The sequence below is a fragment of the Sodalis praecaptivus genome, from assembly GCF_000517425.1.
Taxonomy (GTDB): domain Bacteria; phylum Pseudomonadota; class Gammaproteobacteria; order Enterobacterales; family Enterobacteriaceae; genus Sodalis_A; species Sodalis_A praecaptivus.
On record NZ_CP006570.1, the window covers coordinates 288,765 to 311,066 of the forward strand.

The window sequence follows — 22,302 nt, forward strand, 5'->3', positions numbered from 1 at the left end:
CTTCATCCTGTTAATCAGTTGTCCGCTAGCGAGAAAAGCTGGCGCGACAAGGTGGTCAGCCGCTCAGCGTCATTCGTTGTGACGCGGACCGTTTCACTAAAGGCTAATCCTTGCGCAGAAATATACATATGGAACACCATATCGGTTTCCAGTTTCCACTTCGCGCCGGGATGGAACGCACCAGAAAAATCGCTGGGACGCGGCGTGCGCGTGTAAAGCCCGAGCGCATAACCGGTGACATTGGTAACGGCGCTGCGCAGTCCGCTGTTTAGCAGCGCATCACGCGCCAGCCTATCCACTTCGTTGGCTGGCACCCCTGGCCGCATGGCGGCGATTTGACGATCCTGGATCCTCAGCAGCTGCTGGGCCAGTTCGCGACGGTGCGCGCTTATCTCTCCCACCACCAATGGCCGCATCAGACGCGCACTGTAGTGATTGACCTTTGGGATCAGCTCGGCGTGCAGCACATCGCCCCGCCGCAGCCGTTGCTCAAGGCCGGTTGCGTGTAGAAAACCGCTGTCGCCGTTGGCGATAACAATCGGCCCAGTTTCGCCGGTATCCGCGCCCTGCTGCAAAAAATGGCGCGCCGCCAGTGCGGCGACATCTCGTACGCGCCAACCCGCGGTCACCTCGACAGCGATTTGCCGCATGGCAAAATCAGCAATGACCGCGGCCTGGCGCAGCGATTGCAGCTCGGACGCGGATTTCACGCTACGCAAGCGATCGCTAATACCGGTCAGATCACGCCACACTACGTCGGGCAAATGGCGCGACAGTTGCTGCCAGCTGTACACCGTCATGCCATAGGAATAATAATCCGCACCGAGCCTCGCGTGGGCAAAGCCCCGATCCTTAAGGCTTTGCGCCACGGTAAACCACGGATCATCCCAATCAGCATAACTGATCACCTCCAGTCCAGGGGACTGCGCGCGGCACGGCACTTCATCCAACTGTCGCAGTACCATCCAGGGTTCGCCCGAGAGCGGCACCAGGCAAGCGCGATACAGTGTCTCCGACACCGTGTACCCGGTCAGCCACGCTAGCATTTCCCCGTGATCGATCAGCATCACCTCAACGTCAGCCTGCTCCATTGCTGCACGCAGGCGCATTAGCGCTTCCTGTCGCATCGTTATACCTCAACCGGCTGGCAAATTTCGAGGATCGCCAGCAGGTAAATACGCACCATATCGAGGAAGTCACTGATGTCCACGCGCTCATCCGGCATGGTATTGTATTTGCCGCCGGGGCCGCAGACGATGCCTTCCATCCCGGCATGCTGATAAAAATGCGCCGCGTCAGTTCCATAAAAAGCCGGCGGAGTTATCACGCCGGTGGGCTGTTGGCTTGCGCGCACGCGCCGCCAAGCGTTATTCACCGCCTGGACTATCGGCGACGCTGGCGACACTTCAAACGGCAGCATGGTGGGTTTATCCCGGGCACCGTCGTCAAACAGCTCCGCCTTCAGGCCAGGATAGCGAACGCACAGCTTATCCAGCAACGCCTGCAAATCTGCTAACACGCCCGGCACCGTCTGCCCCGGCGCAAAACGCGCTGAGCCTTTTAAACGCACAAAATCCGCCACCTGCGGCGGACGCCACTCCTCCAGGTCACGGCCCAGCGCGCCATGCACCGTACCGATATGACCACGGTTAATCTTCAGATGTTCAGCGCTTTTCGCGCCGCTAAAGGTCATGGCATTAATTTGCGGAATAAGCGCTACCGCCGCCGCAATCGCATCCACGGCGTCTTCGCGTTTGGAGAGGTGGCGCGTATCACCGGTCAGTTCGATGGTAAACATCAGCGAACCGGCATGCATGGTCAATGCCTGTAAATCGGTGGGTTCAGCATTAATGAAGTAATCTGCCCTCACCCCTTGTTCGATGGCCGCCAGCGTGCCAATGCCGCCCTGCAGTTCGCCCACCACGTAAGTCAGGATGACATCACCTTTGAGCTTTACACCGGCATCAATCAGCGTTTTTAACGCGCAAAAATAAGCCGCATCACCGGCTTTCATATTAGAGACGCCTATGCCGTAGATAAACTGCTCATCAATTTTTCCTTCCCAGGGATCCACCGTCCAACCCTCAGTCACCGGGTTGGTGTCCAGATGGCCGTTAAACAGGAGGCTGTGGCCGCCGCCGTTACCCGGCAGACGTCCAATGGCGTTGAATCGCCCACCCGGCACGGTTTGCAGCTCAGCCTCCAGTCCAAGTTTGGTCATCTGCGCTGCCATATAACGGGCTAATTCACGCTCACCTTCAGTGGCGCTGTAGCTTTTGTGTTGCACCATTTTTGCCAAGAATGTCAAGCAAAAGTCACGATCAATACGGTAAATCAGATCTTCAGGTTTCATTCAAGTTCTCGTCATGCCACAGAGGGATGGGATTCAGGAACGTGTACCGCCTCAAGCAGCGCACGGGTATAGGGATGCTGCGCCTGTTGCAACATGCGATCGCCCGGCACGACGTCGACCACATCGCCGCGATACATCACCGCCACGCGATGGGCAATCTGGCGGATCAGGCTGAGGTCATGGGTGATAAACAAATAGGCGGTGTGGTAACGGCGGCGCAGTTCCAGCAGCAACTCAATGATGGTGGCTTGCACAGAAACATCCAGCGCGGCGGTAATTTCATCGCAAATAACCAACTCTGGGGGGCAGGCAAAGGCGCGTGCAATGGCGACGCGCTGCTTCTGGCCGCCGGATAAGGCATGGGGGTAGCGGAAGGCGAAATTGGCCGGCAGACGCACTTCCTCCAGCAGGCGCGCCACCGCCTGCGCTTCGGATTCCCCTTCTGGCAAACCATACAGACGCAACGGGCGGGCGATAATATCGCCTATGGTCATGCGCGGATTCAGCGAGGCATCGGGATGCTGAAAAATCATCTGCACCCGGCGGCGATAGTCCTTATCCATCTGGGCACGGTCATGAATAGTAAAGCCGCAGAAATCAATTGCGCCATTGAATGGCACCAGACCGCTAATGGCGCGCGCTAACGACGATTTTCCCGAACCTGATTCGCCTACTACGCCGAGGATTTCCCCCTGATGTACGGTCAGCGACACCGCATTGGCCGCGCGAGTGATGTTTGGCGGGCGTTTCATTAGACGATCGAGCACACCCGCATGTCCGTAATCGATGGTGAGATCATGCAGGCTCAATAGCGGCTGGCTACCGGCAGCATCGTGCAGCAAACGCTGTTGCGGATTGGGTACCGCCTCGATCAGTTTACGGGTGTAGTCGTGGCGCGGCGCGTTGAACAAAGTGCGACAGTCGGCCGATTCGACAATACGCCCTCGTTCCAACACGCAAACACGATGCGCCACCTTCGATACCAGCGCCAGGTCATGGGAGATATATAAAGACGCGACGCCCGTCTCCTCGCGCAAGCGCGCGTAAAGATCGAGGATCTGTGCCGAGCTGATCACATCCAGCGCGGTGGTCGGCTCGTCAAAAATCAGGCAAGCCGGCTGGCAGGCGAAGGCGGTGGCAATCATAATGCGCTGCTTTTCACCGCCCGAAACCTGATGCGGATAACGTTTCATCATCTGCGCCGGGTTCTTCAATTCTACATCGTTAAGCAGCGTTTCACCCAGCGCCTGCGCTTCACGCGCCGATAGCCCGCGATGACGCCTTAGCACCTCGGTCACCTGCTCGCCCAGCGTCAGCGTGGGATTGAGCGAAGCACTAGGGTCTTGGAAAATCATGCCCAGCTTGGCGCCGCGCAACGCGGCCAACTGCGGCGCCGGCACAGTGAGCAGACTTTGCCCCTGCAAGGTGATATCACCGCTGAGTTCGCGGGCGTTATTCGCCAACCAGCGCATAATCGCCCAGCCGAGGGTGGTTTTTCCAGAACCCGATTCCCCCACCAGCCCCAACACCTCACCCGACATCACTTGAAAAGCAATCTCACGCAACACCGGTAGCGTCCCGCCGCCCTCCAGGGTGTAATCGAGGCTGTAGTTTTCCACCGTCAGCACCGGCGTCTGGTTTTGCAACGTCATCAGTGATTCCTCGGGTTGAGCACATCGCGCAGGCCATCGCCCAGCAAATTAAAACCGATGGCGACCAGCGCGATCGCCAGCCCGGGGATCAGCATCATCCACGGCGCGTTAAAAAAGTAATCACGCGCTTCCGACACCATCAGCCCCCATTCCGGTTCAGGGGGCTGAGCGCCCAAGCCGAGAAAACTCAGAGTCGCAAAGAGCATAATAGCGAAGGCGACGCGTATGGTGGCTTCCACGATTATCGGCGCAAGGATATTCGGCAGCATTTCGCGCAGGATGATGTAGTGGCCGGCTTCACCGCGCGCGATAGCGGCATTAATGTAATCCTGCTGTCGCGCAGCCAGCGCCACGCTGCGGGCGATACGCACCATACCCGGTATAAAGGCGATGGTGATTGCCAGCACCGCATTCAGGCTGCTCTGCCCCAGAGTGCTAACAATTAGCAGCGCAAACAGCAGGCTCGGGATCGCCATCACCGCATCCATCGTGCGCATCAAAATTTCATCCGCCTTACCGCCAAGATAAGCGCTGGCGGTGCCGAGCACCGCGCCGATGGCCATCGCCAGCGCGGTCGCCAGCAGCGACAGTAAAATGGTGGAACGCGCCCCTACCAATACACGGCTGAATATGTCGCGGCCCATTTGGTCGGTGCCGAACCAGTGTTCCGCACCCGGCGGTTTATAGCGGCTGAGGATCGAGATGGCCTCCGGGTCGAACGGCGCGACATGTGCCCCGCCCGCCACCATCAATAACGCCAGCAACAGAATCAACACCCCAGCCGCACCCTGCGGCGAGCGCACCAGACGTTTCAGGAGATCAGGCATAGGTAATCCGTTTATCAAGCATGGCGTAGGCGACATCCGCGAGGAAGTTCACCACAGAATAGGTAGTCGCAAGAATCATTACCCCGGCCTGAATGGTCGGCAGATCGCGCGCCTGCACCGCAACTATCAGCTCGCGGCCAATGCCGGGGATAGCGAAGATCTCCTCCACCACCACGATGCCGCCAAGCAGGTAACCTACGTCGAGCGCCACAATGGTGATAGTCGGCAGCAGGCCATTGCGCAGCGCGTGACGCCACAGGATGCGGCGGCGTGATAGGCCTTTCAGCCAGGCGGCGCGGATGTAATCGGTATGCAGCACGTCCACCATTTCGGAACGCACCATTCGCGACACATGCGCCACAAGAATTAGCGCCACCGTGATCGAAGGTAGGATCAGATGCTGAACGCCGCTGGTGAAATTTTCCATCAACGGCACATAACCGGTGGCAGGCAGCACCTGCCAGACATCGGCGAAAAGCAGCAACACCAGCGTAGCAGTAACAAATTCGGGAAACGAGATGCCGACATAGGAGAGCACGCTGACCAGCACATCCGCAGTTTTACCGCGCCGAACGGCGGCCCAGATGCCCAGCGGAAGAGCAATCATAAGCATCAACACCAGCGCGCATATCGCTAACAGCAGAGAGCGCGACAGCGCGTTAAGTAGCGTCGGCCCCACCGCTAGTCCGTTGCGCATCGAAACGCCAAAGTCTCCCTGCACTGCATGAGCCAGCCAATGCCAGTATTGCAGCCAGGCGGGAGCATCGAGCCCGAGCCGCGCGCGTACTGCCGCCAGCGCTTCCGGCGTGGCGTTTTGCCCCAACAACGTGGTGGCCGCATCGGCAGGCAGCAGCTGCGTGATACCAAACACGAGCAGCGACACCACAACGAGGGTGTAAATCATCAGGAAAAAGCGTTTAAGCAGATAACTTGCGGTCACGGGTACTCCTTACACCGCACGCTTGGGCGCTTTGTCCGTCAGCCAGACGTGGTCCAGGCGGAACACCGCACCGCGCGGATGCAGGTGGTAGCCCGCCACGTAATCGCGGCTCGCGGCCAGCAGATCGAAGAAAGTGGGTATAAGCGAGGGTACCTCGTCATACATCAGCTGCTGCGCTTTGCCGTAAAGACCGGCACGCTGCGCCGGATCGGCGGTTTCGCGCGCTGCGCTGACGGCAGCATCGAAGTCGGCATTGTTCCAACGGGTTTCGTTCCATGCGGCGCTTGAGGTATAGAGCAGGGAAAACACGGCATCGGGTGTCGGCTGCATATTATAAAAACCGACGTAAAAATTGTTTTTCTTCCAGACTTGGTCAAGGTAGGTGCTATGCGCCATCGTCTGCACCTCGATACGAAAGCCGCCGGGTTTTGCCATTTCGCGCAGCGCGATGCCTAATTGGGTGCGCGTGGAGGGTTTATCCGAGGCAATCAATTTTAAATCCAGTCCGTTTGGATAACCGGCCTGCGCCAACAGCGCCTTGGCTTTGCTGTAATCCACCGCTTTTTTCGCCAACGCAGCAAAGTAAGGATAAGCGCTGTTGACCGGGTTATCCTCACCTGCGGTGCCGAAGCCGTTGGCGACAAAATCCACCGTGGCTTGCCTGTCGACACATAACGCCAGCGCCTGACGCACGCGCGGATCGTTAAAAGGTTTTTGATCGCAGCCCATATTGATATTGAGAAATTGGCCAGATGAGACGCGCAACGGCTGGATGTCTGGCGACTTGGTGAGACGGGAAAATTCGCTCGCCTGCGCCGAGAGCATCAAATCGGTGTCGCCGGCAATCAGCGCCGAACTCTCCGCGATGCCGTCGGGGTAGACGACCACTTCCACGCCATCAATATAAGGCCGCTGAGGATCGTAGTAATGAGGATTACGCTCTACGACGATTTTGCGTTCCGGATCGTAGGACACCAACTTGAAAGGCCCGGCTCCCAGCGCTTCTTTATTCAGTCTGGTCAGATCGCCCGTGGCAATGCTGACTGGGATAACTTTGGCCACGGGATAGGTCAGCATCACCGGCAGATCGGCATAGGGAACGTCAGTTTCAATCACCACCGTTGACGCATCCGCCGCACTGACGGTTTTGATCGGGCCGATATTATGCTGGCCGGGAGATGCATTCTTCGGATCCAGAATCGCTTGCAAACTTGCCACCACATCGGCGGAAGTCAGGGGCGATCCATCGCTAAAGCGTAGACCAGGACGCAGGGTGAAAGTCCATTGTTTCAAATCGGTACTCGACTGCCAGGACTGGGCCAGATCGGCTTCGGCTTTCATCTCCTGCGTGAGGCGCGTCAGGCCGCTGTACAGCAGCTCGGCCACCAGATATTCCGGGTTGACGCGCGCCTGCTGCGGGTTGAGCATGGTCACCGCCTGATCCACGCTGATGCGCAGCACCCCACCTTTATGCGGCGTACCGCCTGTGGTGCTGACGGCAACGGCCGCTGCCCGGCTGGTAAACGACCAGGGCAGCAGCGCCGCGCCGGTGACGAGGGTGGAACTGGCGAGAAACTGCCGACGGTTTAACCCTTTCATTGCACACATCTTGTCTTCCTCACTGGTATTATTGGGGGCCCGGGGTTGGCGAAAAATCATCGGCCAGATAGGCCAGAATGGATTGAGAGAGCGCGACTAAATCTGCCATCGTCGTGTATTCATCGGCAGCGTGAATCCGGTTATCCGGGCGGGCGAGGCCACCCAGCAGAATCTCCTTCATTCCGGCCTGCTGCACCCAGCCCATATCGGAACTGGTAGACGAACCCCAGACGGCGAAGTCGTTTTCCTCAAAGCCAAAGCCTTGGCACAACGCCGCTTGCCAGCGCGACCAGTGCGGCCCGCCAGGATCGGACACCGGGGCCAGATGACCGATCATCTGTAATGCGACATCGGGCGCGGGGGTATTCGCCATCGCCAGTTCAACGCACTGCGCCAGTTCCTGCCAAACATCGGCAAACGCCTCTTCCGGCGCATAGCGTCGGTTAATCAACAGTTCAAAACGTTCTGGGATAATAGAGCCTTTACTGCCGCCGTGGGCGGCGGCCAGCGTCAGACGCGAGGTGAGTGGCTTACCGGCAAAATGCGGTGGTGATGGCATCAAGGAGGTGCGGGACTCAACGTCTTGCTTTAGCCGATGTAGCGCATTCATCAGCGGTAGCGCGGCTTCAATGGCATTAATGCCACCGACCGGATCGCCCGAGTGTGCCGAACGTCCGGTAATGATGATCTTCGCATCTATGCTACCAAAACAGCCCGCCCAAATACGGGGTACTGCACCGCCGTTAAAACTCAGCATATGGCCGTGGAAACAGTGCTGTTCCGCCAGATACCGGATGCCGGGATAAAGCCCGCCCTCCTCGTCGGTACATAGCAATAAAACCGGATTAAAGCGCAAGCGCAAACCCGCTGCGCGTGCCGCTCGGATGGCCGCCATCGCCGCCACGATAGTGCCTTTCATGTCGGCGGCCCCTCGGCCAAATAACTTTCCCTCCGCCTCGGTCAGCGATAACGGCGGAAAACGCCAGCCGTCTCCCGCAGGAACAGTATCCACATGGAAATAGAGATTACAGTTCTCCGCCGCCCCTGCCGCCAGCGAAGCGATGAGATTAATCCGCTCACCTTGCGCGCTGTCGTCCGGGGTCTGCCACAGCGGCTTCGGCACTGACACTCGTTGGAACTGAAAATCAAGCGGAGTCAGCAGACTCTGCATCAGGTCGGCGAAGGCCGGATAACCGTTACCCGGCGGAAAACAGGTGTCCACCGACAGCATCTGTTGCAGGTCGTCTAACATGGCCTGGCCATCGTGGACAATGGCATTAAGCGCCGTCTGAAGTGATGTCGATGGGATCATTGCTACACTTATCTTGTATTTCTATATAGTTTATAGATAATGCAATTACCCCGTGGCGGTCAATCGGAAATCTTAAACATGCAAAAAAACGATGACGAGAAGGATGTCCGCAGTTTCGGACGCCTGCGTGACGGTGAAGGCGCGCCACTGTATGAAGTGGTGAAGCGCCACATTAGCGATTCGATCGTTAAGGGCGCGCTTGTACCAGGCACGGTTTTACCCAGCGAAAACAGTCTCGCGGCGGATTTTGGCGTCTCGGTCGGCACTATCCGTAAGGCGCTGGCCGCGTTAAGCGCGGATGGGATGCTAATGCGTCGGCGCAAAACGGGCACAGTCGTCACCGGCTGGCCAACGTTGCATAATCTCAGCCATTTCTTTCAGTACTTTCGTCTGCACGACAAAGCAGGCGGCCTGCTACAGTCCGAGACGCAATTGTTGGATTACCAGGTGAGCGCTGCCGGTGAAATTGAAGCAGAAAAGCTACAAATGGTGGTAGGAGAGGAAGTCATTCGCTTAAAACGTTTGCGCCGGGTGAAAGGGATCGCGGCGATGCATGAAACGCTGGTCTTGCCCGCGGCACGTTTGCCTGGGTTTCCGCGAGCGGAGCAGTTGCCTCCCTTACTTTATCGATATTTATTTGAGCGTTACGATCTGCGCGTGGCCGCGGTGCGGGAACAGATTACCGCAACGATGGCAAACGAAGCAGACGCAACTCTGCTGGAGCTGACCTTACCCCATGCCATCATGGTGATTGATGAAATTTCCTTTGATCAAAGCGCCATTCCGGTGATACTGGCGCACCACCGTTTCAGCACCGAACATTTTATCTACGTGAATGAGATTCGGTAACACGATTATTGACAGTCACCCCCTCTCTCGTCTGGGTTTGAATTTCACATCTGAACCGGAAAAGTGACATCTGTGATAAAAATTATTCGGATAAATTGCGGTTTCGCTGACCCGTTACACGTAAAAATCTTGCATTTCATAGAGACAATCTACGAAGTAGGCGTCACTTTGGCTTTATTAGCGCCAAGGGTATTACTACCCTAGGGTCCGAACATGTATTCTATGCAATCGGACCAGGGTAATGGCAGCGGTTGGCTGAAACTAATAATACCGATAATACCGATAATACCGATAATATTGTAAGTCTGTCTATCACCCTCCAGACAATAGGCGCCGGTTAACGTTTCTACCTCAGCGGATGCCCCAGTTACCTTGAGGTATTGATAGATAATACTTTCCTAAAAGCACCTCACTTTCAGTTGAATTCATTCTTCGTACCCCACAATCTTTTCTAATGCATTCTCACCCATATAAAATAACAAAGGGTATTGAGCACAACATTTCATAATTTCATTTCTAGTAATTTGTTCTGGAGGATAATGACACAAATGTTCTTTCAGCTTGTTGGTAAGAGCGGCAACGATGAGTTTTTCGATGCCGTTTATCTCGGTAAAGACCTGGTTAAATGAAGAAAAAATAACAGAGAGTGATTGAAAATTTATCATTAAATTATCGATGACGATACGAAACTCTGCAACATATTTATTTGGTACAACCCAATTTTCTATGCGAATAGGGTGACCTTTTGTGTTGGCAGAAATTAAATCATAGAGCAATCTTAAAGAGTTTGATAAATTACAAGGAACAGATTTGGAACATAAACAGCGATGATAGGTAATCCCAACGATAAGATTATGCTTTACGTCACGGATATTAGAAATGAAGCAATGCCTCAAATTATGCGCAACCTCTTTCGGCGATTTATTTGCAAGTATGATTCTGATTATTCTATCACACGCTATTCTACATAAATTGCGTTTTGTTTTGCCACGGACTTCGCCATTATTTAAAAGAGTGTTTATGGCTGAAAAACTCTCAAGACTTTGACTCATCGTTTTGCACGTTTCCCGCAGATGAGCATAATCTTTTGAATTCAGGTGGGATGCAATTTCTCGTTTTATTTCTAGCGGTAAATCATAAATATTAGTCACACACGTTGCCGGGGGTAATCTCCCCTCCTCGTGTCCCCGGTGATCTCGTACGAATGGGGAAATGTGATTTATTACGGTAGTAGCGCCTCTGATCATTCCACATTAACCCTTATTCCATTGTATGTGTAAAACAGCATCATACTGGATGTTAATACAAATTAAGATAGCAGTTTTGCGCGCCATTTCTGTATCATTGATATCGCAAGAGCGGGTAAATCATCATCCGCTCTCAAACCAATGAAGCGATAAGCAAAGTGAGCCCTTATCATGGTATGGCAGGTCATCTTGCCAGTGATTATAGCTTTCCTCGCTTTTCTTTCTCCCTATTTAAAGCAAAAAAGCATTCTGAGACATGTCCAGATTTTACCTTGACAGAGCGCGTTACGATAGGCGTCCCTGTCCTAGAGTTTACGCCCGGCAAAAGTCTAAAGGTGCGCTACAGCAATCGCCCGACTGGTTATTGTCAGTACGTAGTTAATACATTGCTTATACTTTCGACTGTCGAAGCGTTTTTGCACGCGTTCGGTATAGAAGATAGCGGACCATCCAAACCGATGACTTTGAACTGCATGCGCACGCTACTGCTTATTGAGATCCACCATAATCTCTAGTATCATCGCCTTAAGTCCGTCTAAGGATAACTTTAAGTTGCTCCCTATTACTTTATCTTGCAAAGCTTTAAAAAATGTCAGTATATTATTTTCTAATTTAATTTCTCTTGTCATGAGATTAACTTTGCTAAGTTTTGTCAAATAAGATCTTAACATTAAGGTATGCTGACGATTGAGCTCCATTTGAACTAAATCACTGCATATTCTCTTTTTGACCTCCTCGGAATAAACAATAACTTCATCGATATAATTCCCAATGCTTCATTCATTTTGATTAATAGTTTTGTCCTTTCACTAACGACATTTTTAATAAGCGTTTCAATTTTTTGATATTGCAACATATTCATCAAACCAAAACCTTCGTTCATTGGGATTGATTCAGCTCTTAATACTATATCTGACACATCTACCATAAATGCCGCCCCTTCTTCCTGAATTTTATCCAAGTCTTCTATTTTCGCTAATGAATTAAACAATCCCGCGCCAATACCTCCCATGGTGTTAACCAAACCAACAACTTTATCAATAATGGTTGAAACAATACCATTTTCTGACCATGTACCGCTGAGACCAAAAACGGTGGCACCTACGCCTAGGCCAGCGCCTATACTCTCACCGAGGTAAAAGAAATTATCATTATTATCAACTCCATTAGGGTTATCTTCTACATCAACATCACCGGCCGTCGCAAAATCTACGATATAACGTTCACCCAAGGTGAATTGGGTTTCTTCATTGATGATGGCGTTGTTTCTATAAACAGAAAATAATTGTATATTTTCTTGTGTATAATGGATGAGGTCGACAACTATATCGCTACGCGATTGAGTCATACCATGACTTGAGATTATCATTTTTTCTAATTCTTTTTTTATCACACTTAAGACCCATTGGATCAATTCTTCGCCTTCATATTTATCAATATCAATGTTATTTTGATACATCGCGAATATGTTAGGCATGTAAGTTCCAATTGCAGAGTATACATAAGTCTGCTCACATTTATCGAATATAATCATCTTAAAATATTTTTGGGCCTTACGGCCTCTCGAAACAAGATATATTCTATATAAATCCTCAGACAGCATTGAGACTTCTAATGCCTTACTGACGGTGCGTACTATCATAACCCAAAAGCAGAGGTAGATTAATCTTTGTTTAGCGCTAGGTAAATCTTCCTTTACTTCATCCAAAAAGGCAATCCCGCTTCTTGCCTCCTCCATCAAAGCGGAGGCAGAGCATAATTTATTATATATTTCTTCTTTATCTTCAGGACTATTTAAATGCTGTAATGTGTTATCTTGCATGTTTATTGCTCTTTTTTGATTGTCACCTATAAACCGAGCTAGCTACCTTACTCGTCTAGAGTGAACCCAACCAGCAATACTTGGCCACCATTTAGGATGCACCAAAGATACACTTTGATAATCCTCCGATAATTGATAATGACCGCCGCTTAATGAACGAAACATTTGCCAAAAGTTAAAATACTATTTGTCTTGTTAAGACTGATTTTCATATGATTTATCTATCAGCTAAAGAGCGAAAGTTATAACGTAGACAGACTCAAGGTATCTGTATATACCTCAAGTCTTTTCGTGGTGTCTATATATTTGCAAGCATAAAGGCAATACTACCGGCTTTTAAGGTTTACGGATTCTTTATCTGAAAATCATAGGTCACAAATAGTAACCTCTGCAAGAATAGACTGTGAGACATTCTTATAGATACAATCATCCCAGCATTGTATACAGTATAATGCCTATGTACGATCACATGTTTCTGTCAGGTCGAGTAGCAATTCCCTTGACCATCAGATACATAAATGAAAGATCAGTATTAAGAAGGGAACCCGTTCACCCACGAATGAATAATGGTATCTGTATGCAGACTGAGAAAGCAACGCCCCTTACGTTAACTGCCGATGACTATCGTATTGGATGCTCTCTGAAAAAAAGGATCAACATCATTCAAATATTTCTATAAACTATCATGTCAATGGATTAAAAATGGAGGAAAGATTTCGCACATTCAAGCAAGGCGGTTATTGTACTGCTAAGGACTTTATTTAAATTATCAAACGTGCTATTTGCTTGAGTATAACGTTGAGACGTAGATTGCATATTATTTTGAAAAATATTGCCCATGGAATTGAATGCTGCCATCCAAGCGTTATAACTTGCCATATTAACATTATTCTCCTCATCTCTTCCTTCGGGTTCGTTTGGTAAGTTTTGATATGCCGTGTCGTCTATCTTTACTTGCCCATATTTATCGATTATGAAAGCTGGCTTTAGATTTTCTCTTAACTGTTTTTGTTCATCTGTAAGATTTTCCTCACTCCAGTCTTCAATTTTGGGAAGTTTGATAGCATCTCTGGCCTCCCTAAAATGTTTGAAAGCCTCCATTTTTCTCTCATTATCGAACTTTATGTGATTTCCGTCTTTTCCTTCAGAAACGACACCTGCTATTTCTCCTTGCAGCTTTACAAACACCTGGTAAAAATCTGCGTATTTTGAAATTAGTGTGGCATAAAACTCAACGTACTCTTTTTTTATGCTTGCAATATCTTCAGCAATTTTATCCCAAAACTTGCCGTAAGACTCGGATCTTTTTCCCTCGTCGTTGCTTTCATATGCATGCCTTAGTACTGATACATTAACGATATCTTCTATATTTTTTTCGATTTTGGCCATTTCTGAATTGCGACGTAAACGATCGTTTCTTAACGCTAATTGAGTTGTATCGATATACTCCTCTGTTTTTGCTATATTTGAATGAGATGTACTTTGCTCCCGTAATTCATTATTGAACGGCAATTTTCTTTCAAGTTTATGACGAGTATCGAACACTTTTGAAAGGGCACCTTTTGCATAATTGATTATATTATTGTTGACTACATACTTGTGCGCAATGGCATTTGAAACATAATCATCTAAGCGGGTTAAGAGATGATGGATTTCTTGTTTATTGTTTTCCCTGATCTCTATACCAATATGTTCACGATTAACATCATGTTCCGCAAAGACATGTCTAGCTTGAATGTTAAAATTTAAAATTTCCATGACGTATCTCTTTTTTATTTGACTTTATATGATCGAAATTATTTGTATCCAATTAAAAAGTTATCACCGCAATAGCTTTGCTTTACCTTGACTAGGCAGTTTACGTAAAATAGCAGCTAAACTAAACGCTCCCTTTTTCGGCTGTTATCCTTGTGTACAGGCACTGAGAGATTCTATCGACTTACTGGTATTCATAATTAATATATATCCTTCAAGCTGATGCTTGTTCAAAACGCGAATATGTCATAAGTCTACCGCATTTTATTGCTTTATAGCCCTGTCTAGACTTTGGTTGCATACTCCTCATCTGAACGAATATTACAAGGCGAAATTTCAACATTCTGCCGGGGCCGACTGACTCCGACAGAAAAGTTCTTTTGTTAGCCGCCTAAATTCGAGGGCAGAGTCACTGCTAACCCACCCTTTTGGAAAGGGCTTAAATGATTGCTTGTTTTCTCGTCAATTACATTAACATCAATGACATCACCCTTCCATGAGAATGGATTAACGGAAGTTTTGAATAATAGCAGCATCTATATCTTTGAATGCTTTAACGGTAGAAGATTGCGCATTTCTGAAAAGTGTATACTCCGACAGTTTTGCCTGAAACTCAGCGAGCACACTAGGGTTATCTGGTTTTTTACTCAGTTTTTTCCTGGCTTTCTCCAACTGGCGCATCATCTTTGTCGCACCTTTATCAAAGCCTTCTGCTATATTATCAATGAACCAGTCATTTTTATTCCACTTATGTCCAGAGATGTTATTTGTAGTGCTTTCTAAGGTGCCAGGTGTTGCACTGCTCGCAGCATTGCCAAATGTGTTGGTAGAATTAAGTGTTGTCATATTGCAGCTCCTGTTTAGATTGATTCATTAATTTAGTCTTCATCCATGTATGTTCACATGGAACAAACGTTCATAATAAACGCTTTAATGTATGAATCTGAATATGCGCGCTAACAATTAACGCGTTATTTATCATTACTGATATTCCATCCCGGGATATATAAAAAAACGTGACACTTTGAATGAATATTAATATAATTGATGCTGTTTAAATTATACTACAATAAGGACCTGCAACAAATTTTACTCCATAACAAAAAAATAATATTCCGTTATATATTCACTTTGAAACAATATTTTAGCTATTATATGACCATGGCACTAAAATGAAAATTATCTTCAGGTCATAGATTTTATCTTAAACCGAAGTTAAGATGCTTTAGGCCTATTTGAGTGACAGAACAATTTATCAAAAAGGATAATCATAAATTAAGCGGCGACTAAAATATTCTTCTTGCATGACCTTAGTTAACTTCACAACTTCCGATTTAGTGAGTAAAATATTTATTTTTGGGTGAGAGACTATTTTCTAAATATCAATCGATTGTTTCTGATTTTTAGTGAAAGACTTCCAATCGTGATATGCTAGGATGTGACGGTAACATCGTTCACTCATGAACGTCATGATGCTAGGCCATGGATTTGTGGTTATGCCGACGGTCTGTTGGATTTTGAAATTCCCAATGCGTTAAACTAGCTTTTACGCTCCGTGTAGTATCAATTGAAGAGCTACAGTGGTACGGTTCCATTTTTATCAGAGGAACGGCAGATATAATAATGAATTGTGAACCTTGAAGGTGTTCGCTTTACATTAAATCAGGCTCTCTCTCTTATTCCCCGACGTAGTAATTTTTTATTAATTAAAGTCAAGTCTGGTGTTCAGGTCAGCTTTTGTCGGCCATCAGGTTCAGGAATACCTGACGAGGGGGGGATGACCTGAAGACTAAGATTTGAACCTAATTTCAAGTTATAGCTAGCAGCCCTAGGTAAAGCGGGGGGAACCTACATCTACGCCATTTCAAGTGATCCCACCCCATGCGCTGTTTCACAAAACGCTATCATTCGGCGACGGCACGAATAAATTTTGCAATTTCCCATTCCATTTTAAGGCTATAACGGTCATGAAACCTGTGCATCGAGTTTCCCGTATAGCGGTTGGGTAGCTCAATCTTCCCCTAGCCCATGGAGCGGGTGGGCTCGTCCCGGAATGACAGCCGGGGCAGTCTCCCGAAGGCGCTTATGATAACGTTGCAGGCATTCGATGGCGCTTATAGCGCGCAAAACGGCCCACAGGCGCTTCAAATCGCCCCGGCTTCCGCAAATGGCATCCCGGCGTTTGTGGCGCGGCGCCGTGAGATTATAGACATCCTTTTAGAATATCTGGCGCGAGTCAGGCAGTTTCGTGACATTGACTTTGTCGCCCGTTATATTCGCCGCACTGATCAAGAAAACCAGCGACTAAAACAGCACCTGGTTAGTGCTTTACAAAGCGTAAATACTCCTCCTGGGCAGGCCAAGATTGACTACGCGCTGGCGCCCTGGTTCTCACCGGAATATCATCCCACCCCTGGTCGGCCCCTGAAGTGCAAAGATATCGATGAAATACAGGACCGTCTGGCGCGTTTTGATGGCGTGGGCGATGCCCGCGAATCTTCGCGTCGGCTGACGGTCAATATCTGGCCCTATCATGATCCTAACCACTGCGGGCATGCAGCATTGGCGCTCTCCACCCCGGAGCGTCAGGCATATTTTAGTTACTGGCCAGACGGAGAGCTGCCGGATGGTAATAAGCAGCGTTATCTGGGGCCGCGCCCGGCGCAATTGGTAGCGCATTATCCGCAGGACACCTATGACTCGCTATCAGAGACCACCCGTAAGAAACTTACCGAAGCGCACGTCATGCGTGGGCTTATTCGTGAGGGAGAAGAGGAAAGTTTCTTGTGGGAGCATGTCGAAGACCGATTGGAAGACATTGCCAAATATATCAATTTGAGTAAGAAAGATTATAATGATCAAGATATTTATATATTGAAAAAACTAATTAAATCGATGCCGTTGAAGCCTGTAAATTATGTAATGACGGCAACCCAACGGGTTAAGCAAGATTATGGCAATGCCCTGCTGATAAAAACGGACGTTATTTTTTGCCAAGCTATAGTGACAACAATGGCTGAACAGTCAAATGCTGGCAGACTAACTGAAAAGGAGATTAGCAAGATTGTCGCTGGCCGGCTTCGGCAAATGCCTACATTTTGTGACCAGTTGCAGAATAACATTGCGCGGGCACAATGCTTGGCTGGGTTCCAACCGCGCAGTCGTCAGGTATGGGACGAGGAAAATGACGCCTTCGTGGCCACGTCCGATCAAATTTACCTGCCCATTGCTGGCGAGCGGGCTGAGCTATTCGGACTGGATGAGCAGGCATTGGAGGAATTCTGGCTTTCGGTAAAGTCGGAGATCGCGACAGGAAAAGCGCGTTTCCGACTGGTCAGCACCCGGCATAACTGTTCCGCTATGGCGTTGCGCAGCTTACAAGCCGCTGGCGCTGGCAGGTATGTGCCATTGCCGGCCCGCTGGCTGCTATATACCCCGCGCGATGTGGAGCATTACACGCTGAGGTTACAAAAGGCGCTTGATCGACTTAATCGGCAAAGTTCCGCCATTCAGGCATTCTATGAGCAGGAAACCGCCAGCCGCCCCAATGATTTGGCAATCCGGCAGAGTGACTTGACCGGCCTACGAACCCAGTTCAACTTACTATTCTCACACCTACAAACACCGCAGCAAAAACGCCTCCGACGGCTGGCGCGGGCGGTTAATACTTTGCCGGATGCATTTCTGAGCCAGCAATCTGATCGTATTATACCGGCCGCTAAAGCATTGGTAGAAGCGCTGAGCCCGTTGCTGACTGATGCAATTAGCCAGCAACAAGATTATCGAACCACCCTTTCACTGGCCGCCGCAATGCGCACTTGGTTGCAACAACGACAGCAGCGCGGTGTCCCCTCTAGCGCTTTATATTCAGCTGCTTCAGCAACATCTCAAAGGGATCATCATCGGGCACATTATGCAAGAAAATACGCGGTCCCTGATAGTCCGGAGCGGTAATACGCGCTTCAATTTGTTTAAGGCGCTCTGCCGGGATGGGATTGCGAGGTATGTAAATCTCGCAGTTGGCCGGCAGGGTGAATAACACCTCCGGCACGTCGGTGAATTTATTATTGATCAGCAGCAGCCTTTCCAAACCGGCCGGTAATGCTGAAATATTTTCTGGCAGAGAAGTCAGAGGATTTGAGGAAAGATCCAGCACTTTTAACGACGTCGGCAGCGATGGAACAAAGTCAATAGATAGTCTTTCTATATCTGCGTTATAGATGAAAAGTTTCTGTAGGTAGGGCGGATAGCCCCCGGGGGGATTAGCGATAGGATTAGAGCTAATATTCAGACTTTTCAACGTATTAGGCAGGCTATCCATAATGGCGGTGAGATTGGTAAGCCTGTTCTGTTCGAGAGAGAGCGAGGTAATGTGTGACGGGAAACAAGCTGGGAAATCATCCTGTCCTAGAGCTGAGAAATCCAGCTCTTCAATCTGATTCTTTAGACAGTGGTTAAGCATGGGCAACGCTTTGTCATTACGCCGATGAACACAAGATCTTTGTGCGCGAAATTCTGGCGTTTTCGCGGCATTTGCCCAATCCAACCATTTTTGCCATATTTCAGCAAATTGCGGTCCCGGACAAGGAAGTTGATCGTCGATGGTGAGAAGCATGGCGGGGCGAGATTTCAGGCCTTGCGGTACGGCTGATTTCATAGATTACTCCATTCCGTTGAAGTGATGTGTTGGGTAAAACTCTGTGTAACGTACACGATATTTGGCTCAGGTAATATCAGATTCAGCCTGTGCGGTTAACGGCGAAAGGGAAAGCCTCCCTGCCTAAAAAGGAACGCTGGGTACCCATTATTTGTGTATTGCCATTTCCCTAGCCGAACAACACAAAAGCTAATTAATCTTGGCCGCCTCTGTTTTACCCGGTGCCAGTGAGAGCCGGCGGATGAAAAGAGGAAGCGGGGATTGCCGCAATAGGCAAATCAAGGACACTGTGTCCAGGCCATCTGTTTGGAGGGTGGTTCGACCACAGCACAGGACTACACCTGCGGGGCGGACAAATATGAGTCAGTGGCGCAGCCGCTGTAAGTCGTCTTCATTCAAACCCGTCATCTTCATCACGGTATGACGATCTAGACCATTACGCAACATGGCACGAGCAATTTTGAGAGTGGCTTCGCGCTCACCTTCCGAGCGCCCTTCCATGCGCCCTTCCATGCGACCTCTTTCGATACCTTTCTGTTCAAGCTGTTGTGCTATGCTCATCAGTTCAGCTCCATGTTGCGGCACACGTTGTGCCAATTCGCGTACAAAGGCCTCGGCATCTGAGGACTCGCCTGCCTGTAATAGATAGTGTACCAGCGAAATAACCTGCTGCGAAGCCAGCCAGTCCTCCATGAGAAGAATGACCAATTTGTCGATCAATTCCGCCAGATCACGCTGATGAATATGCTTTTGCAGCAGAGTCAGCGCCGCCATGCTGCGGTGGTTCATTATTACATCATCTGGGATGACTGTCACATCTACCAAAGGGAAATCACCGTAGTAGAGTTTCTCGGCCAGTACGGGATCTGAGAATGCCTGGAGCCAGTTAGTGGAGTAAGGATACGGGCTACGCTTGCCGGTGTAGAACAATATCGGAATGACCAGCGGTAACGTCTTATGGCCGACATCAAGGTGACGTTGCATAGCCGCCACCGCATAGCGCAACAGCCTAAAAGCCATGAGTTTATCCGCCGTCGACTGGTGCTCAATCAACACATGCACATAAGCATCACCGCTAGTGGTCTTCAGACTGTACAGCACATCACTGAAATATTGACGCAGATCTTCTTCGACAAAACTCCCGGATTCCAACTTTAACGTGTTCAGGTCACAGATAGCGCGTAATTCTGCCGGAAGATGGATCTCCATAAAATCGCGCGCAATCGTCGGCTGGGTTAGAAACTGCCTAAACGTTGCATCATGGGGGGTAGGAGTAAGCTTTTTCTTCTTCATTCGATCCGTCGCGGCTTAATCTAGAGGGACGGATGATAACATAATACGGGCGTGAAACGCTGCCGCCAATAAGTCGGTGTGAGCAGGTAGATACCCAAGCCTTTTACTAAATCGTTTATGCTCACGCCATTATTCATTCTGAAGGTAACGGATTTTCGTTGCGGTTGGGCTATATTAAAGGTCATTGTTCAATCGCAGCAACGACTGAATCATAAAAAGCTAGATCCATGGCGTTCGTAGGGTTGGCAGCAAAACTGCTTGCAAATGTGATAGCCTGATGTAAATCTGCCATATTGAACAAATAGGATTGATTGATCACCCCAATATAATGCAAGGTGTAGTATTTATAAGTAGATCTAAAAGATATTCCATGCAACCCATTAGCACAAGACATAATATCTCATTTTTTTAATAAAACTATTTTAAAGTATTTCAGCGTGGTTTATGATGATGGTTTGTAACAATTTAAGCGTCACCTCATCGTTTAGCGCCTGGTTCAGCAAGGCGTTTCGCTTTGATTAGCATATGGTTTTGATCAAAAGTCACCGAAAATCGCACTGTTCATAAAGCGTTTGCTGGTGATAAATATGCCGCATGGCCCTCATTATTTTCATGGTGTTGATGCATTAACGAGCTTTTCTGTTAAATTGGCAGCCGTCTTTGCGTTTACTAACGAAATGGTTAAACTTTAAAGAATAGGTATCTCGCGTTTCGCATAAGGATCCTGCACTAATATAATCAACGAACAATTAACAGACTAATAAAATATATTGCCAAATGAATAGCTATTCATGAGCAGGGAAATGTCTGTCTGGTAGGCAGACGTACGCTATCTATTATCACCAGGAGGAAAAAGTATGTCAAAAAATAGAGTTTTTCCGCCGCTTAATGGCTCCAATATTAATCGTCGTCTTTTCTTAAAGCATAGCGCACTCGCAGCCGGCGGTCTGGCACTCGGCAACGGCTTGATCTTTCGGCCGGCGTTGGCGGCAGAAATTACCACTTTCAAGGCGACCCATGGTCCCGGCTTGTGCAATTGTCCCTTCTTTCTAGTGAAAGAACGCGGATTGGCAAAAAATGTCTCCCTGGATTTCGTTACCACACCGACCAATGCAGATATTGCCGCCTTGTTCGGTGCGGGTTTGGTCGATGTTAGTGTGGTGCCCTATACCAATTTTATCACGCTGTATGCGCGGGGCGCTCCTATCAAAATCGTCGCGGGTTCCGGCGTGCAGGGGTGTGTGATAGTGAGTCAAAAAGGGATCGACTCCGCCGAAAAACTGCGAGGTAAGACGCTTGGCACCTTCCAGGCAGATACCTTGGAAATGTTGCCTTATGATTACCTTAAAACGGCGGGCATGAGTTTCGCTGACGTAAAAGTCCGCTATTTTGGCTCGTCCCCCGAGCTGGCCCAAGCGTTTATCAATGGCAATGTCGATGCGATGTGCAATATCGAGCCCTATGCTACTCAGGCTTTACAAGCGTGTGCTGGTGCAGTCCGCCTTTCCGACGGCGTCGATATTTATGGCAAGAACTACAGCGATTGCGTCTTGGCCGTTCGCACCTCAGTGCTGGCTGACAAGCGCGACGCTGTCAAAGCGCTCATTAAGGGCATGATGATTGCGCAACAGCAGGAAGAGACCGATCCGGCGGCGGCGGTTAAGGAAACCGTGGGCAAGTATTTCAAAACCAGTTACGCAGCGACACTCGATGCCGCTGCAAAACAACCCGCCATGATAGATCAACGACAAAACCAAAATTTTATTTTACAGCGCGCGCAAAACTTAAAAGATTTACGGTATATCCAAGAGGTGCCTAACGCCGATATTTTCGATTGGTCGCTGCTTAATGAGGTAATTCAAGAGAATTCTGATCTCTATGCTTCGTTAAAGCTGAAAAGCGTATGAATGTGAAATCAGCGCAAAAGCCCTTAACAGCGTCGGGTCCGCCCTCAGACCATATTGCCCCTCTGCTCAATCGCTCTCGAGGACGAGGG

At 49.3% G+C, this 22,302-nt stretch carries 17 protein-coding genes; 3 read left to right on the top strand and 14 right to left on the bottom strand.

Going from position 1 to position 22,302, the window contains the following annotated elements:
• Positions 1 to 14: 14 nt before the first annotated feature.
• Genes SANT_RS22170 through SANT_RS22200 form a run of 7 tightly spaced genes read right to left on the bottom strand, consistent with a single transcriptional unit; the run spans position 15 to position 8,683 of the window.
• The gene (locus SANT_RS22170) at positions 15 to 1,109 is read right to left on the bottom strand and encodes a M24 family metallopeptidase (RefSeq protein WP_237234707.1); all 1,095 of its coding nucleotides are present in this window, start codon (positions 1,107 to 1,109) and stop codon (positions 15 to 17) included.
• Between the two features lie 20 nt (positions 1,110 to 1,129).
• The gene (locus tag SANT_RS22175) at positions 1,130 to 2,353 is read right to left on the bottom strand and encodes a M20 family metallopeptidase (protein WP_025424418.1); all 1,224 of its coding nucleotides are present in this window, start codon (positions 2,351 to 2,353) and stop codon (positions 1,130 to 1,132) included.
• Between the two features lie 11 nt (positions 2,354 to 2,364).
• A complete protein-coding gene (locus SANT_RS22180) occupies positions 2,365 to 4,005 on the bottom strand; it encodes a dipeptide ABC transporter ATP-binding protein (protein WP_025424419.1) in 1,641 nt (546 codons plus the stop codon).
• A complete protein-coding gene (locus tag SANT_RS22185) occupies positions 4,005 to 4,832 on the bottom strand; it encodes an ABC transporter permease (RefSeq protein WP_025424420.1) in 828 nt (275 codons plus the stop codon). Before SANT_RS22185 ends, SANT_RS22180 begins: the two co-directional genes overlap by 1 nt.
• Positions 4,825 to 5,772, bottom strand: coding sequence for an ABC transporter permease (locus tag SANT_RS22190; RefSeq protein WP_025424421.1), 948 nt, complete (start codon positions 5,770 to 5,772; stop codon positions 4,825 to 4,827). Before SANT_RS22190 ends, SANT_RS22185 begins: the two co-directional genes overlap by 8 nt.
• Positions 5,773 to 5,781: 9 nt before the next feature.
• On the bottom strand, positions 5,782 to 7,380 hold the full coding sequence (locus SANT_RS22195; protein WP_025424422.1) for an ABC transporter substrate-binding protein: 1,599 nt from the start codon (positions 7,378 to 7,380) through the stop codon (positions 5,782 to 5,784).
• A gap of 19 nt (positions 7,381 to 7,399) precedes the next feature.
• Entirely contained in the window at positions 7,400 to 8,683 is a 1,284-nt protein-coding gene (locus SANT_RS22200) for a M20 family metallopeptidase (RefSeq protein WP_025424423.1), read from the bottom strand.
• A 78-nt stretch (positions 8,684 to 8,761) separates the two neighbouring features.
• On the opposite strand from SANT_RS22200, the gene SANT_RS22205 reads away from it, so the two are divergent.
• Positions 8,762 to 9,532, top strand: coding sequence for a GntR family transcriptional regulator (locus SANT_RS22205; protein WP_025424424.1), 771 nt, complete (start codon positions 8,762 to 8,764; stop codon positions 9,530 to 9,532).
• 425 nt (positions 9,533 to 9,957) lie between these two features.
• On the opposite strand, the gene SANT_RS24405 is transcribed toward SANT_RS22205, so the two are convergent.
• From SANT_RS24405 to sctF, 4 genes are all read right to left on the bottom strand, one after another.
• Positions 9,958 to 10,683, bottom strand: a complete 726-nt coding sequence (locus SANT_RS24405; protein WP_158500183.1) for an F-box protein — start codon at positions 10,681 to 10,683, stop codon at positions 9,958 to 9,960.
• Between the two features lie 799 nt (positions 10,684 to 11,482).
• Positions 11,483 to 12,601, bottom strand: coding sequence for a hypothetical protein (locus SANT_RS22215; protein WP_025424426.1), 1,119 nt, complete (start codon positions 12,599 to 12,601; stop codon positions 11,483 to 11,485).
• A gap of 696 nt (positions 12,602 to 13,297) precedes the next feature.
• Positions 13,298 to 14,359, bottom strand: a complete 1,062-nt coding sequence (locus SANT_RS23135) for an IpaD/SipD/SspD family type III secretion system needle tip protein (protein ID WP_025424427.1) — start codon at positions 14,357 to 14,359, stop codon at positions 13,298 to 13,300.
• 504 nt (positions 14,360 to 14,863) lie between these two features.
• Positions 14,864 to 15,118, bottom strand: coding sequence for a type III secretion system needle filament subunit SctF (gene sctF / locus SANT_RS24775; protein ID WP_040133613.1), 255 nt, complete (start codon positions 15,116 to 15,118; stop codon positions 14,864 to 14,866).
• A gap of 1,323 nt (positions 15,119 to 16,441) precedes the next feature.
• On the opposite strand from sctF, the gene SANT_RS22230 reads away from it, so the two are divergent.
• Positions 16,442 to 18,310: a hypothetical protein gene (locus SANT_RS22230; protein WP_025424429.1), complete on the top strand. Its 1,869-nt coding sequence runs from the start codon at positions 16,442 to 16,444 to the stop codon at positions 18,308 to 18,310.
• On the opposite strand, the gene SANT_RS24410 is transcribed toward SANT_RS22230, so the two are convergent.
• From SANT_RS24410 to SANT_RS24415, 3 genes are all read right to left on the bottom strand, one after another.
• Entirely contained in the window at positions 18,210 to 19,013 is an 804-nt protein-coding gene (locus SANT_RS24410) for a hypothetical protein (RefSeq protein ID WP_148296385.1), read from the bottom strand. The genes SANT_RS22230 and SANT_RS24410 overlap by 101 nt on opposite strands.
• Before the next feature lie 363 nt (positions 19,014 to 19,376).
• A complete protein-coding gene (locus SANT_RS22235; RefSeq protein WP_025424430.1) occupies positions 19,377 to 20,306 on the bottom strand; it encodes an Rpn family recombination-promoting nuclease/putative transposase in 930 nt (309 codons plus the stop codon).
• A 181-nt stretch (positions 20,307 to 20,487) separates the two neighbouring features.
• Positions 20,488 to 20,700 carry a hypothetical protein gene (locus SANT_RS24415; RefSeq protein ID WP_148296386.1) on the bottom strand — a complete coding sequence of 71 codons (213 nt, stop codon included), beginning with the start codon at positions 20,698 to 20,700 and terminating at the stop codon, positions 20,488 to 20,490.
• A 463-nt stretch (positions 20,701 to 21,163) separates the two neighbouring features.
• Between SANT_RS24415 and SANT_RS22240 the strand changes: the two genes are divergently transcribed.
• Positions 21,164 to 22,213, top strand: coding sequence for an ABC transporter substrate-binding protein (locus SANT_RS22240; protein WP_025424431.1), 1,050 nt, complete (start codon positions 21,164 to 21,166; stop codon positions 22,211 to 22,213).
• Positions 22,214 to 22,302: the final 89 nt, after the last annotated feature.

Excerpts from the sequence above, each read along its gene's own strand:
- SANT_RS22195 (WP_025424422.1), bottom strand. The coding sequence starts at position 7,380 with ATGTGTGCAATGAAAGGGTTAAACCGTCGGCAGTTTCTCGCCAGTTCC.
- SANT_RS22200 (WP_025424423.1), bottom strand. The coding sequence starts at position 8,683 with ATGATCCCATCGACATCACTTCAGACGGCGCTTAATGCCATTGTCCAC.
- SANT_RS24415 (WP_148296386.1), bottom strand. The coding sequence starts at position 20,700 with ATGTCTTGTGCTAATGGGTTGCATGGAATATCTTTTAGATCTACTTAT.
- SANT_RS22185 (WP_025424420.1), bottom strand. The coding sequence starts at position 4,832 with ATGCCTGATCTCCTGAAACGTCTGGTGCGCTCGCCGCAGGGTGCGGCT.
- SANT_RS23135 (WP_025424427.1), bottom strand. The coding sequence starts at position 14,359 with ATGGAAATTTTAAATTTTAACATTCAAGCTAGACATGTCTTTGCGGAA.
- SANT_RS22170 (WP_237234707.1), bottom strand. The coding sequence starts at position 1,109 with ATGCGCCTGCGTGCAGCAATGGAGCAGGCTGACGTTGAGGTGATGCTG.
- SANT_RS22180 (WP_025424419.1), bottom strand. The coding sequence starts at position 4,005 with ATGACGTTGCAAAACCAGACGCCGGTGCTGACGGTGGAAAACTACAGC.
- SANT_RS22230 (WP_025424429.1), top strand. The coding sequence starts at position 16,442 with ATGATAACGTTGCAGGCATTCGATGGCGCTTATAGCGCGCAAAACGGC.
- SANT_RS22215 (WP_025424426.1), bottom strand. The coding sequence starts at position 12,601 with ATGCAAGATAACACATTACAGCATTTAAATAGTCCTGAAGATAAAGAA.
- SANT_RS22175 (WP_025424418.1), bottom strand. The coding sequence starts at position 2,353 with ATGAAACCTGAAGATCTGATTTACCGTATTGATCGTGACTTTTGCTTG.
- SANT_RS22205 (WP_025424424.1), top strand. The coding sequence starts at position 8,762 with ATGCAAAAAAACGATGACGAGAAGGATGTCCGCAGTTTCGGACGCCTG.
- SANT_RS22240 (WP_025424431.1), top strand. The coding sequence starts at position 21,164 with ATGTCAAAAAATAGAGTTTTTCCGCCGCTTAATGGCTCCAATATTAAT.
- SANT_RS24410 (WP_148296385.1), bottom strand. The coding sequence starts at position 19,013 with ATGAAATCAGCCGTACCGCAAGGCCTGAAATCTCGCCCCGCCATGCTT.
- SANT_RS22235 (WP_025424430.1), bottom strand. The coding sequence starts at position 20,306 with ATGAAGAAGAAAAAGCTTACTCCTACCCCCCATGATGCAACGTTTAGG.